The organism is Trinickia sp. EG282A (assembly GCF_040965455.1).
Lineage (GTDB): Bacteria > Pseudomonadota > Gammaproteobacteria > Burkholderiales > Burkholderiaceae > Trinickia > Trinickia symbiotica.
In genome coordinates, this window is the sequence record NZ_JBFRCC010000002.1 from 304,243 (window position 1) to 317,005 (window position 12,763).

Annotated in this window: 9 protein-coding genes; 5 read left to right on the plus strand and 4 right to left on the minus strand. The window is 63.5% G+C overall.

Annotation, left to right across the window (positions count from 1 at the left end; all coding sequences use genetic code 11):
- Window positions 1-3: 3 nt before the first annotated feature.
- The gene (locus AB4Y31_RS09280; RefSeq protein ID WP_368673689.1) at window positions 4-882 is read right to left on the minus strand and encodes a LysR family transcriptional regulator; all 879 of its coding nucleotides are present in this window, start codon (window positions 880-882) and stop codon (window positions 4-6) included.
- A gap of 179 nt (window positions 883-1,061) precedes the next feature.
- On the opposite strand from AB4Y31_RS09280, the gene AB4Y31_RS09285 reads away from it, so the two are divergent.
- From AB4Y31_RS09285 to AB4Y31_RS09300, 4 genes are all read left to right on the plus strand, one after another.
- Window positions 1,062-1,493 (plus strand): VOC family protein, encoded by a 432-nt coding sequence (locus AB4Y31_RS09285; RefSeq protein WP_368673690.1) that lies wholly within the window; start codon window positions 1,062-1,064, stop codon window positions 1,491-1,493.
- A gap of 175 nt (window positions 1,494-1,668) precedes the next feature.
- Entirely contained in the window at window positions 1,669-2,355 is a 687-nt protein-coding gene (locus AB4Y31_RS09290; RefSeq protein ID WP_368673691.1) for a DUF433 domain-containing protein, read from the plus strand.
- On the plus strand, window positions 2,352-2,756 hold the full coding sequence (locus tag AB4Y31_RS09295) for a hypothetical protein (RefSeq protein WP_368673692.1): 405 nt from the start codon (window positions 2,352-2,354) through the stop codon (window positions 2,754-2,756). Before AB4Y31_RS09290 ends, AB4Y31_RS09295 begins: the two co-directional genes overlap by 4 nt.
- A 593-nt stretch (window positions 2,757-3,349) precedes the next feature.
- Window positions 3,350-4,072 carry a heme-binding protein gene (locus AB4Y31_RS09300; RefSeq protein ID WP_368673693.1) on the plus strand — a complete coding sequence of 241 codons (723 nt, stop codon included), beginning with the start codon at window positions 3,350-3,352 and terminating at the stop codon, window positions 4,070-4,072.
- Between the two features lie 129 nt (window positions 4,073-4,201).
- Here the strand turns inward: AB4Y31_RS09300 and AB4Y31_RS09305 are convergent, their stop codons facing one another.
- From AB4Y31_RS09305 to putA, 3 genes are all read right to left on the minus strand, one after another.
- Entirely contained in the window at window positions 4,202-6,421 is a 2,220-nt protein-coding gene (locus tag AB4Y31_RS09305) for a LamG-like jellyroll fold domain-containing protein (RefSeq protein WP_368673694.1), read from the minus strand.
- A 452-nt stretch (window positions 6,422-6,873) separates the two neighbouring features.
- Window positions 6,874-8,022: a branched-chain amino acid ABC transporter substrate-binding protein gene (locus AB4Y31_RS09310; RefSeq protein ID WP_018441390.1), complete on the minus strand. Its 1,149-nt coding sequence runs from the start codon at window positions 8,020-8,022 to the stop codon at window positions 6,874-6,876.
- A gap of 85 nt (window positions 8,023-8,107) precedes the next feature.
- A complete protein-coding gene (gene putA / locus AB4Y31_RS09315; protein ID WP_368673695.1) occupies window positions 8,108-12,079 on the minus strand; it encodes a trifunctional transcriptional regulator/proline dehydrogenase/L-glutamate gamma-semialdehyde dehydrogenase in 3,972 nt (1,323 codons plus the stop codon).
- Window positions 12,080-12,570: 491 nt separating this feature from the next.
- On the opposite strand from putA, the gene AB4Y31_RS09320 reads away from it, so the two are divergent.
- Complete coding sequence (locus tag AB4Y31_RS09320; protein ID WP_368673696.1) at window positions 12,571-12,753, plus strand: hypothetical protein; 183 nt, start codon at window positions 12,571-12,573, stop codon at window positions 12,751-12,753.
- Window positions 12,754-12,763 lie beyond the last annotated feature (10 nt).

The window sequence follows — 12,763 nt, forward strand, 5'->3', positions numbered from 1 at the left end:
ACCTCAGCGCCCCCGCAATTCCTCCGTGACCGCATGCACGCAGTCGGCGAATTCCTCGGCCGCAGGCTGCCGCCCGCGCGCGCCGCGCTCGACGAGACCGATCTCGCGCGCAAACGCATCATCGCCAAGCGGCAAAGCGATCGTGCTCTTAGGCAGGTACAGTCCCGCCGCCAGCGGCACGAGCGCTACGCCGACGCCCTGCGCGACAAGGCCCGCAATCCCCTGCAACTCGTCCAGTTCGACTACGTCGTGCACGCTCACGCGGATCCGACGCAGGAAGCGGTCGACCAGTCGACCGCCAAACGAATTGCGGTCGTAGCGGATGAAGGGTTCCGATTTCAGCAGTTCACGCCAGGGCCGCTCTGCCAGGTCGCGTGGTACGAGCAGTGCGAACGGCTCCATCGCCAGCGTGCGCCATTTGAGCTCGGTCGGCAGCGCGAACGGCGGCTTGATGATCACGGCGACATCGACTTCACCCGAATCGACCTGCGCCAGCAGGTTCAGCGACACACCCGGGACGACACGAATGCGCCAGCCCGGTGCCTTGTCGCGGAAGCGCCGGATCGCGCCGACAAGAAACGAACTCTGCGCGGACGCGATCGACCCGACCCGCAATAGTCCCGACTGGTCGGCGCCGCGGCCGCGATCCGAGAGCCGGGCGTAGACCGAGAGAAGTTCCTCGGCAACGTCCACCGCCTGCCGGCCGGCCGCATTGAGCGTCGCCGACCGTCCGGTACGGTCGAACAGCGCAAATCCCAACTCTTCTTCGAGCCGCTGAATCTGCGCGCTGACGGCCGACTGCGTGAGGCCGATGTGCGAGCCAGCGCTCGCGAAAGTGCCATAGCGAACAACGGCAAGAAAGGTACGAAGCTCACGCAGCATGGTGTCGATTGATCGAAAACTTTGGTGCTAAGGTCGAAAATATATCGCTTTTAAACTACTTTCATCGTTCGTAAACTGCTTTCGATCGCGTGACCCGACGGCCACGTATGACAAAGCCGGCACCGCCCCGCCTCGAGGCCATACCTGCCGGCGCGCCCCCTACTGATAACGGACCTGTCATGAACTCGACGACCAGCCTGCCCCCTTTCCACCTTGCCTTCCCGGTCCACAGCATCGCTGCGGCACGCGAGTTCTATGGCGATCTGCTCGGCTGTCCCGAAGGCCGCAGTGCCGAGGATTGGGTCGACTTCAACTTCTACGGTCACCAAATCGTCGCCCATTACGCGCCAGAGGAAGTCGGCCATCGCGCGACGAGCGCAGTCGACGGTCATGGCGTGCCGGTGCGGCATTTCGGTGTCGTGCTGTCGATGGCTCAGTGGGAGGAAGCCGCGAAGAAGCTGGCCGACGCCGGCGTGAAATTCGTCATCGAGCCGTATATCCGCTTCAAGGGCGAAGTCGGCGAGCAGGCGACCATGTTCTTCCTCGATCCGTCGGGTAATGCACTCGAATTGAAGGCGTTTGCGAACATGGAGTCGCTGTTCGCGAAGTAAGCCGATTCGCGGTTGCTGCAACGGCGCAGCGCGCATAGTTGCGTGCGCTGCGTCATAGTGACGCGCGCGCCGGTTGATTGCACTGCAACTGGACGACTCGCCGGAAGGAGGCCGGCCGAATTAGGTAAAATCGTGCGTCTATCGGATACGGCCAACATTTGGGAGGGAGGTGCGCATGAAGCTTACAGGCGTCGGCCTATACACCTTCCATGAGGCGGCTCGAATTACAAAGATCCCGTTGCGAGACCTGCGCCGGTGGTTGTGCGGCTACTCCTACCGAGACAAGAGGAGCGAAGCATCAGTAGAAGTTCCTCCCCTCTGGGAGACTGAGTTCGATGATGAGGTAGATGGCATCAGCTTCCACGATCTCCTCGAAGTCCGGTTCGTGCGAGCATTTCGCCAGCATGGGGTCAGCCTGCAGACGATCCGTCTGGCAAGCCAGCGAGCACGTGAACTATTTGCCACGGACTACCCGTTTACTTCCCGCAAATTCAGGACTGACGGCCGCACTATTTTTGCCTCCGCCATGAAGGAAGCCGGGGAGACGGAGTTACTCGATCTCGTGCAGCGGCAGTATGCATTCCGGAAAATCATCGAACCGTCGCTGTATGGCGGTATTGAGTTCGATGGGAATCAGTTGGCCGCTCGGTGGTACCCGTCTCCGCGGAGCAGAGCGGTTGTACTCGATCCGCAAATCGCGTTCGGAAAGCCGATCGTCGCGGATGGCGCCGTCAGGACTTCGATCCTCTATGACGCGTTTGCCGTGGAGGGCGACAAGGATTTTGTTGCGAAGCTTTATGAGGTGCCGGTTGCGGCTGTCGACGCAGCGATTGCCTTCGAAGAAAGCTTGGCAACGACGTGAGGTTCTTTGTCGACAACAACTTGCCACCGGCCTTGGCAAGGGCATTACACGCGTTGTCCGAGCCGCTGGGGCATTCAGTTGCTCATCTAAAAGAACTGTTCCCCCAAGACACGGGGGATTCCGTCTGGATCGATGCACTGTCGAACGAACGGGGGTGGTCCGTCATCACCCACGACAAGCTGAACAAGGGACTCGAACGGGAGGCGTTGCGGCGTGCTGGGTTGATCGTCTTTTTTCTAGACAAAGGATGGTCAAACCACCAGTTCTGGGATAAGGCGCATAACCTAGTGCGTTGGTGGCCGCGGATCATCGAACAGTCGGAGGGAATCAAGGGTGGAGCCGCATTCAAGGTTCCCTACAATTTCTCCGGCAAGGGCCAATTTGAACAAGTCGCCCTGTAGAACTGCGCTCTTGCTACTGCGGACCCGGCATTGCATAACCACCTGAACGAGGTGCCGGTGCGGCTCTTCCCGTTGATCTCGATTGTCCTCGTCATCGTCCCGCTCGGGCGTATCTGCTCGCGAGCCGGGTTTCATGGGGCACCCTCTCGTCGTCAGGTAACAACAGACGCGACCTCGTGAGCGGATTCGGCATGGCCGGCGGCGTCAAATTCCGCCATTCATTTGTCCGCCGCCATGTGCGGCAGCGACCTATGATCCGTCGTGCAATGCAATTGAAAACGACCTGAAGCGTAACTGTCGGGCAACTCCGGTGCGCCCTCTTTGCGCCGACTCGGTCCATCTTGATTTCAAACGTCCAAGCACCCTTTGGCGCGGTCCTCGCGCGCGTGTCGTCGCTGCTCGTCGATAGCCGCAGCCGCGATTCGATTCGTCGACGTTTTCGGCTCGACAACAAAAACTAATGCACTTGTCTCGCGTATGACGTTCATTCGACGATTGAGGTCGAGCTATCGCGAGTCACGACTTTAGCTGTGCGGCGCGGAACCGTTAGGCGATCGCCGAACGGAGATACCCATCTTTGGAGGCCATCCATCATGAACGCGAAACGCTGCATTAAGTTGCTCGCCACATTATTGACCGTCGTTGGCGCGACGTCCGCATTCGCCGACGATGACGGCGGCAACTTCGTCGGCTGCACGATGCCCGCGGGAACCGTCGCACTCGTGCAAAAGCAACTCGCCGTCGTCGTCAATTTGAGCGATGCCAACGGCGGCATCTTCAAGCCTAACCGCATGTGGTCCGCCGTGGTCGATCGGGATGGGCACCTTTGCTCGGTCATCAAGACGGGCGATGCCTGGCCAGGAAGCCGAGCCATCGCGATCGCGAAGGCCTACACGGCCAACGGATTCAGCAACGATGCACTCGCTCTGTCGACTGCGAACCTCTATGCCCCCACTCAGCCTGGCGGCTCGCTCTATGGTCTCAACAATACGAATCCGTTCGACCCTCGCTTTCTCGCGAATGGAACAGGCCAAGGACGCGTGCTCGGTGGGGTCGTCACGTTCGGCGGCGGAGTTGCGTTGTACTTGGGGGGCAAAGTCATCGGCGGTCTCGGCGTCAGCGGGGACAGCGCTTGCGCCGACCATGCCATCGCGTTTCGCATGCGCAAGCTCGCGGGTCTGGCCGGCATCCCGGGCGGCGTAGCGCCGGACAAGACTGACAACATCATTTATGCCACCAATTCAGTGCCGGTAGGATTCGAGCACCCGCATTGCTTTCCTTCGGACTTAAGTCCGTCGCAAATCGAGACGCCATAGCGCGGCAGACTACCGCCCGTCGATCCGTGCGCTGGATCGCCGCGCTGACTTGGCCTGAAGGGTTCATGAGCTGAGCCCGCGGGGGACTCCAGAAGCGCGCGCGCTCCGGACCTCCCCGCGAGCCGCGCGCTACGCCCCTTGCATGAGCGCCGTGATCTGATCGGCCGTCATCGCATTTCGATAGATGCGGAAGTCGTCGATCATTCCGTTGAAATACGGATCGGCCGAATATTGCGAACGTCCGATCCAATTCTGCGCGGTGGGTCCGATGCGCCACGGCGCGTGGACGACGTTGCTCGAAGTGCCGATCACGGCACCATTGAGGTAAAGCGTCGCGGTCGTTCCTGAAAGCGTGACCGCCACGTGCGCCCATTGGCCCGTCGGCAATGCGACATTGCCATCGACTTGGGAATCGCCGTACCCGTTGACCGTCGTCGCGAAACGCATCACGCCGGCTGAATTTTTCGCCGTCAGCATGACCCAGCGGCCCGTGCCCGCGCCCAAGTCGAAGATGCGCGCCCACGCATTGCCGCCATTCCAGTTGACCCACGCGGCGATCGTGCAATCGGACACGTCGGCCATGAGGTTGTTCGGCAAGCTCACGTAGCCGCTCGAACCGTCGAGCGAAACAGCATTCCCGATCTTACCGGCCGCGTGTGTCGCATCGCCGACGAGCGTACCCGCATGACCATTGCCGCTCGAATCGGCAGCGTTCGTGCCGCTCGACTCGTCGAACGTCAGATAGGTATGCAACTGCACCGCGGTCACCGCCACGATTTCGCTCGAGTTCGCGCTTTCACCCGCCGGCGTCTGCGCACTCACGACGTAGTACCAGGTGCCCGCACCGGGCGCGTCGGTATAAGTCAGCGGATCGGCGATGCCCGTTGCCACGGCGGTATACGGGCCGCCCGAATTCGCTGCGCGCTTGACGTTATAGCTCGTGCCGTTCGCCACGCCCCACCAGGAGAGCACCACCTGCCCCGCCGTCGGCCACGCGGTCACGCCGCTCGGCGCAACGGCCGCCGCGACCGCATCGCGCGTGCAGGTGAGCGTGCCGTAGCCGAGTTGATCGTAGCCGCCGCTCGTCGAGCCGTAGTTGCCGCCGCCGCCTTCCGGCTGGATCTTCGCCGCGAAGCTCTGCGACCAAGGCGCCGCAAGCCCCAGGCGGTTCACATAGTGGTTATAGACGAGCGCCCAGCATGGCCTGATCGTCCCTTGCGCCGCCGTCGAGAACACCGATTGTGTGACGTCGACGTTCGAATAGGTCACGTAAGGCACCGTCAGATACGTCCCGTCGGCCTGCTGCAAATTGGCCTTCGCCACATACTCCGCTCCCATCAGGAAGCGGTTGTTGTCGTGGCCGTACAGGTCGATTCCCTGATTCCAAGCCATCTCGCAAATGGCACCACCGAGCGCAATGCCAAGTGTGTTGTGCCCCTGGTCCCGGCCCGTCTCTTGCCATTGCCCGAGGTTGCCCGGATGAACGTAGTAGACCGCCTGCGCGATCGCACCGTTGCCGGGACCGTTCAGGAAGTAGTTGACGGCTGTATCGAACTTCGTGTGATCGTCGCAGAGCACGCCGATCGCCATGATCGAAGCGATGTTGCAAAGGTCCCAGTTCGCCCAGTAATGCGTGATCTGCGTGTTGTTATGGCGATTGAGGAAGTCGATGTTGATCGGGTAAAAGATGTTGCTCATCATCGACTGGAAGGCGGTGAAGTCGGCCGCGGCCCAACCGGAGTAACCGCGCATGATTTCGCCTGCGTTCGCGAACTCGTAGCCATAGATGCCGGCCGCCAGGTCGGCGTTGGAGTCGCCGCTGATCTGTTGCAGCGTGGACGACCATGCATTCATGATCTGCACCGCTTTGTCCGCGTAAGCCGTGTCGCCCGTAACCTTCCATCGAAGCGCACAGGCATAGGCCGCTGCAATGTCGTTGTATAAGTTCGGGTAGTTCTGCGGATAGGAGCCGCCCCGATACACGATGGCCAGGGGCCGCGGCGTCCACGAAAGGCTCGCGTGGCTATTGGCGATCAGCACTTTCCAGTCATCGAACCAAGGCGACACTTGCGCCGCGACCTTCTGCGCCATCCGATCAAAATCGGTCTGCGTATGGAGCAGCCCCGGATGAACGAAGGCTCCGCTCGTCGTGACATCGGTCGCACCCGTCGCGACATGCGCGAGCGCCGCGCTCGACGTCGAGCTGGTCGTCGAGGACCGGCTCACCGATGCCGCATCGGCCGAGCCGCCCCCTCCGCCACATGCGGAAAGCGCGAGCGCGCCGAGGCTATAAAGGAATGTACGCCGCGAAATCCCCGCTTGTTGCTCGTTGTGCTTTTTATCGTCCATATGTCGTCGCTCCGTCGATGACCGGTGGCTGGAAGTGCTCGAAGGGCAGGCGTGTACGCGCGTGCCGCCGCCCGCTGGCCCGTTCGCTGTCGACTTCTCGCCTGTCCGGACCGCGCGAACTAACCGGCGTTGCCAGGGATTCGCAAACGTTTGCGCAAGGAGCGAGTGGATGGTGTTCGCGGCAGGGCCTGCTGAGTTAACGGAACGCGACGGCCGCCGGCGCACAGAAATTCGTGTGAGGATTTACGGAATCTGACGTAAGGAAAGCCCTAGCCAGGCCCTCGCGGGTGGATTGCGCGCGCGGACGCGACGACGCGCGTGAACCCGGGGAGTTTCCGAAAGAGCGGCCAACCGGCAAAGCTCGGCTGACGGGTGGGATGAAAAAAGCGAGGATCGCCGCGGTGCGATTGCGCAGCCGCGGCCAATCCTCGCTTCGAGCTGTCAGGCGACGATTACTTGCCGCCGAGGCTCTGCAATGCCTTCCACTGGCCGTTTTCGACCTTGTAGATCGTGATGCCGCCGTTCTTCAGATCGCCACGATCGTCATAGGCGAGGTGGTTCGTCGTAACCGCCGGCATGCTCGTTTGTGCGAGCAGCGGCAGGTACTTCGCCGGATCCGTCGAGTTGGCCTTCTCCATCGCCTTGAACATCGCCATCGCGCCATCGTACGCGTACGGCGAGTACGTCTCGACATCCTTGCCGAAGCGCTTCTTGTACTTCTCGACATATTCCTTGCCACCGGGCATGTCGTCGAGCGGCAGTCCCGCGAGCGAAGCGATCGTGCCTTCCGCGGCCGGGCCGGCGATCTTCAGGAACGTCGGCGTATGAACCATCTCGCCGCCCATCAGCGGCGCCTTGATCCCGAGCGACTTCATCTGCTTGACCATCGGAGCAGCCTGCGAATCCGCGCCGCCGAAATAGATCAGGTCGGGATTGCTGCCCTTCAGCTTCGTCAGGATCGACTTGAAGTCGACGGCCTTGTCGTTCGTGTACTCGCGATCGATGATCGTCGCGCCGGCCGCCTTGGCCGCCTTCACGAACTGATCGGCAAGACCCTGCCCGTACGCCGTGCGATCGTCGATGATGGCGATCTTCTTCATGCCGAGGTCCTTCGCCGCGAACGTGCCGGCCACCGAGCCTTGCTGCGTGTCCGAGGTCATCATGCGGAACGTCGTCTTGAAGCCTTGCTGCGTGTACTCGGGCGCCGTCGCCATCGCGATTTCGGGGATGCCCGCGTTGGCATAGATGCGCGAAGCCGGGATCGTCGTGCCCGAATTGAAGTGGCCGAGCATGCCCTTGATGCCGTCATCGACGAGCTTTTGCGCGACCGTCGTGCCGGTGCGCGGGTCGGCCTGGTCGTCGGCCGCGTCCAGCACGAAGCGGACTTGCTTGCCGCCGATCACGGGCTTCGTCGCGTTGATGTCTTCGATCGCCAGAACGATGCCATTCTGGAAATCAGCCCCGTAGTGCGCTTGCGCACCAGTCATCGGACCGGCGAAGCCGATCTTCACCTCATCGGCCTGCTGCGCATGCGCCGTCCCCGCCATCGCCATTGCCGTAACGAGCGCTGCGCCCGCGAGCTGTTTCATCTTGTGTTGCATAGCTTCTCCTAGGTACCAAAGAAATGGAGCGGCTTCAGGGTTCGCCAGGCCGCTTCCTTTTTTGAGACCAACGGCCGAGGGTCGCTTAGCCGATCGTCATCAAATTCGCGTTACCGCCCGCCGCGGCCGTGTTCACGCTGACCGAGCGCTCCGTGAGCAGGCGCTCGAGCGCATAGTCTTCGTCGCCGTTCGCGAGCGCATTCGTCGCCACGCCCTGCACCGACACGATCGGCCCATTGCGCTTCGACACTTCCTTCACGAGCGCAAGCAGTTCATCGCTGTCGCCTTCGAAGAGCACCGCGTCGAACGGCGCGTCGGCGCCGTTCCGGGCGCTCGCGAAGTGCTTGAGCGGCGCCGGCAACGCGGCGACAAGCGCCTCGCCGGCCGCACCGGCGAACAAAGCGCGGTTGCCCGTTGCCAGCACCGCCGCCAACTGCGCTCGGGCGCCGCTCGCCGTGGAAGGCACGCAGCATACCGTGCCGCGAGCGCCGAGCGTGAACGTGTTGCGTTCTCCGGTCGGTCCGGGCAACACGGCCGTCGCGCCGGCCGGGAGATTCGACAGATACCCGTCGCAACGCGCCGCGAGCGCTGGCTCGCGCTCGGCAATGAGCCACTCGCGCAGCGCAACGAGCGCCGCGCGCGGAGTCGGCATGCCGCTCGCGTCGCCGCTCATGCCGCCGTTCTTGTCGCTCGGCTGCGTATCGGCCACGAGCATGGTCGACAGCGCTTTCGGCAAGCCAGCGGGGCGCTTGGCGAGCAGCCGCTGCAGATAGAGCGGGCCACCCGCTTTCGGCCCCGTGCCGGACAGACCCTCGCCGCCGAACGGCTGAACGCCGACGACGGCGCCAATCACGTTGCGGTTGACGTAGATGTTGCCGACATGCGCACGGCCGACGACATGCGCGATCGTCTCGTCGATGCGCGTATGAATCCCGAGTGTGAGCCCGTAGCCCGTCGCGCGAATCGCTTCGAGCAGCTTGTCGAGCTCGCTGCGGCGAAAGCGCACGACATGCAACACGGGCCCGAACACCTCGCGCTTGAGTTCCGCGATGCCGTCGATCTCGATCAGCGTCGGCGCGATGAAAGTCCCATGCGAACAGGCGTCCGCGAGCGGCAGTTGCGTCACCTCACGGCCTTTTTCGCGCATGGCGGCGATATGCGTTTCGATCGTCCGCTTCGCATCGATGTCGATGACAGGGCCGACGTCCGTCGAGAGGCGATCCGGGTTGCCTACGGAGAGCTCGCTCATCGCGCCGCGCAGCATCCTCAGCGTCCGATCGGCGATCTCCTCTTGCAGACAAAGTACGCGCAACGCGGAGCAACGCTGGCCGGCCGAATCGAACGCGGACTGCATGACGTCAGCAACAACCTGCTCGGCGAGCGCTGACGAGTCGACGATCATCGCGTTCTGCCCGCCCGTCTCCGCGATCAGCGGAATCGGCTTGCCGTCAGGGTCGAGACGATTGGCCAGCGTCCTGTCGATCAATCGCGCGACTTCGGTCGAGCCCGTGAACATGACGCCGCGCGTGCGGGCATCGGCGACGAGCGTCGCACCGACGGTCTCCCCATCGCCCGGCAGCAGTTGCACGGCGCCCGGCGGCACGCCGGCCTCGCGCAGAATCCGCACGGCCTGCGCGGCGATCAGCGGTGTTTGCTCGGCCGGCTTCGCGAGCACCGTATTGCCGGCCGCTAGCGCCGCCGCGACCTGCCCCATGAAAATCGCGAGCGGAAAATTCCACGGACTGATGCAGACGACAGGGCCGAGCGGCCGGTGGGTATCGTTCGAGAACTCCGCGCGGATCTGCGCCGAGTAGTAGCGCAGGAAATCGACGGCTTCGCGAATCTCCGAAATAGCGTTCGCCAGCGATTTGCCCGCCTCGCGCACGATGAGACCCATCAGCGTATGCATCTGCGCTTCGAGCAAGTCGGCGGCGCGCGCAAGGCAGTCAGCACGCGCCTCGACGGGGGTCGATTGCCAAATCGGGGCGGCGGCGACAGCGTTGGCCAGTGCCGTGTCGACATGCTCGCGCGTCGCTTCGAGGACGGTGCCGACGATGTCGCGATGATCGGCAGGATTGCGCACCTCGCGCGCGCCCGGGGCGCGTGCACTCGCCGCGAGCGGAGCATTGTCGGCGAGCATCGGCGCCGCGCGCCAACCGTGATGAGCGCTTGCGAGCAAGGCCGAGGAGAGCGACGCGAGGCGATGCTCGTTCGAGAGATCGAGCCCCATCGAGTTGACGCGCTCGGCGCCGTAGAGCTCGCGCGGCAGCGGGATCTTCGCGTGCGGCGCGCCGAGCGGCGCGATCTTCGAGGCTTCCTCCACCGGGTCGCCGACGAGCGACGCGACGGGCACGGTCTCGTCGGCGATGCGATTCACGAACGAGGTATTGGCGCCGTTTTCGAGCAAACGCCGGACGAGGTACGCGAGCAGCGTCTCATGCGTGCCGACGGGTGCATAGATCCGGCAAGGGCGATTGAGCTTGTCGCGCCCCGTCACCTCTTCGTAAAGCGGCTCGCCCATGCCGTGCAGGCATTGGAACTCGTATTGGCCGGGGTAGTAGTTCTGGCCGGCCAGATGATAGATCGCCGAAAGCGTATGCGCGTTGTGCGTCGCGAATTGCGGATAGACGGCGTCCGGTGCCGCGAGCAGCCGCTTCGCGCAGGCGAGATACGAGACGTCCGTGTAGACCTTGCGCGTATAGACGGGATAGCCCTCGAGCCCATCGATCTGCGCGCGCTTGATTTCGCTGTCCCAGTAGGCGCCCTTCACGAGCCGAACCATGATGCGATGACGGCTGCGGCGCGCGAGATCGACGACGTAGTCGATCACGTAGGGGCAACGCTTCTGATAAGCCTGGACGACGAAGCCAATGCCGTTCCAGCCCGCGAGCTCGGCATCGAAGCAAAGCGCCTCCAGTAGATCGAGCGAAATCTCGAGCCGGTCAGCTTCTTCCGCGTCGATGTTGAGCCCGATGTCGTAGCGGCGCGCGAGCAGCGCGAGCGAGCGCACGCGCGGCAGCAGTTCGCTCATCGCGCGCTCCTGCTGCGAGCGCGAGTAGCGCGGATGCAGCGCGGAGAGCTTGATCGAGATGCCCGGCCCCTCATAGATGCCGCGGCCGCCCGCCGCCTTGCCGATCGCGTGGATCGCCTGTTCGTACGAGGCGTAGTAACGTTGCGCGTCCTCCTCGGTCGTGGCCGCTTCGCCGAGCATGTCGTACGAGTAGCGGAAGCCGCGCGCCTCGTATTTGCGGCTGTTCGCGAGCGCCTCCGAGATCGTCTCGCCCGTGACGAACTGCTCGCCCATCAGCCGCATCGCGATATCGACGCCCTTGCGGATCAGGGGCTCGCCGCCCCTGCCGATGAGGCGCGTGAGCGCCGACGACAGGCCCGCTTCGCTGTTCGTCGTGACGAGCTTGCCCGTAATCATCAAGCCCCACGTCGCCGCGTTGACGAAGAGCGACGGCGCGTGACCGACGTGCGACTTCCAGTCGCCTTTGCTGATCTTGTCGCGAATCAAGGCATCGCGCGTCGCGCGATCCGGAATCCGCAGAAGCGCTTCCGCCAGGCACATGAGCGCGACGCCTTCCTGGCTCGACAGCGAAAATTCATGAATGAGCCCTTCGACGCCGCCGCCCGTGCGCTTCGCGCGCAACGTCTCGACGAGACCCGCCGCCATCTTGCTCACTTGCGCCGCGAGCGTTTCAGGCAGCCGTGCCTCGCCGATCAGCACCGGCACGCACTCGGGTTCCGGGCGGCGGTAGGCCGCCGTGATGGCCGCGCGCAGCACCGATTGGGGCTGCACGCTCTGCGCGAAATCGAGAAACGGATGCGGCGCGCCTTCCTCGTCGGAGTCGGCCGCATGGCCGTCAGCGAACTCGGTGATACCGGCGGCGCCCGACAGTTCGGGCGGCACTTGCCCATGCTCGATCTTCTCGAGGTAAGCGAAGATCGCCTGCTTGATGAGCCAATGCGGGGTGCGCTCGAGACGCGCGGCGGCTTCCTTGAGCCGCGAGCGAAGAAGATCGTCGACCTTCACGCCAAGGGTGGTACTCGCCATGTTTCTTCGACGCCGGTCAAGCACCGGCAAATGACCAAAAGGTGGCCGAATCGTACGCTTTCAAATTAAAAGGTGCAACCGATTACCCGCATCGGTTGCACCCGCCGCTACGGCCTTTCAGCCCAATGATTTCCGGCGAATCGCGACAGGCGGGGCGCGGCCGGTTGCGGTCGGTGTTTTCCCTGATGGGTGTCGTCGAGGCGGGTGCGCTCCGACGCCCCTGATCGGCGCGTCGAGCCCGCTTCGGGGCGACCTAGAGCGGGGTTCGACCCAGCATCCAACCCGCGTCGCGCCTCGATCGGGCGAACTGCGGCAGTTTCCCCGCCTTTATCGATGCTTCATCATTCCACGCCGACGCGAATAATCGCTGTCAGTCGGAGGCCGTATGTGCGTGCGACCTCCTTCACAACACCGCTGCAGAAGGCGCTTCCGGTTGCCGTAAACCAGTTGAGCGCCCCACCGCACGGAGCGCCGAAGGGAAGGAGCGCGAAATGGAGAAGTGGATCATAGTCGGCGGTATCTGGGTCCTGGTGATGGTGTGCCTCACGTTGTTCATCCGCGGCGCTTCGCCGGCCCGCAACCGGGCGCTCGCCATGGCGCGCTCGCGCGAAAGGCGGCTGAAGCTGCGCGAAGCGGGGAACGCGCGAGAGACTGCTGTAGCCAGTGAGCGCTGACCTCCGAGAC

Excerpts from the sequence above, each read along its gene's own strand:
- AB4Y31_RS09310 (WP_018441390.1), bottom strand. The coding sequence starts at position 8,022 with ATGCAACACAAGATGAAACAGCTCGCGGGCGCAGCGCTCGTTACGGCA.
- AB4Y31_RS09290 (WP_368673691.1), top strand. The coding sequence starts at position 1,669 with ATGAAGCTTACAGGCGTCGGCCTATACACCTTCCATGAGGCGGCTCGA.
- AB4Y31_RS09285 (WP_368673690.1), top strand. The coding sequence starts at position 1,062 with ATGAACTCGACGACCAGCCTGCCCCCTTTCCACCTTGCCTTCCCGGTC.
- AB4Y31_RS09280 (WP_368673689.1), bottom strand. The coding sequence starts at position 882 with ATGCTGCGTGAGCTTCGTACCTTTCTTGCCGTTGTTCGCTATGGCACT.
- putA (WP_368673695.1), bottom strand. The coding sequence starts at position 12,079 with ATGGCGAGTACCACCCTTGGCGTGAAGGTCGACGATCTTCTTCGCTCG.
- AB4Y31_RS09300 (WP_368673693.1), top strand. The coding sequence starts at position 3,350 with ATGAACGCGAAACGCTGCATTAAGTTGCTCGCCACATTATTGACCGTC.
- AB4Y31_RS09305 (WP_368673694.1), bottom strand. The coding sequence starts at position 6,421 with ATGGACGATAAAAAGCACAACGAGCAACAAGCGGGGATTTCGCGGCGT.
- AB4Y31_RS09320 (WP_368673696.1), top strand. The coding sequence starts at position 12,571 with ATGGAGAAGTGGATCATAGTCGGCGGTATCTGGGTCCTGGTGATGGTG.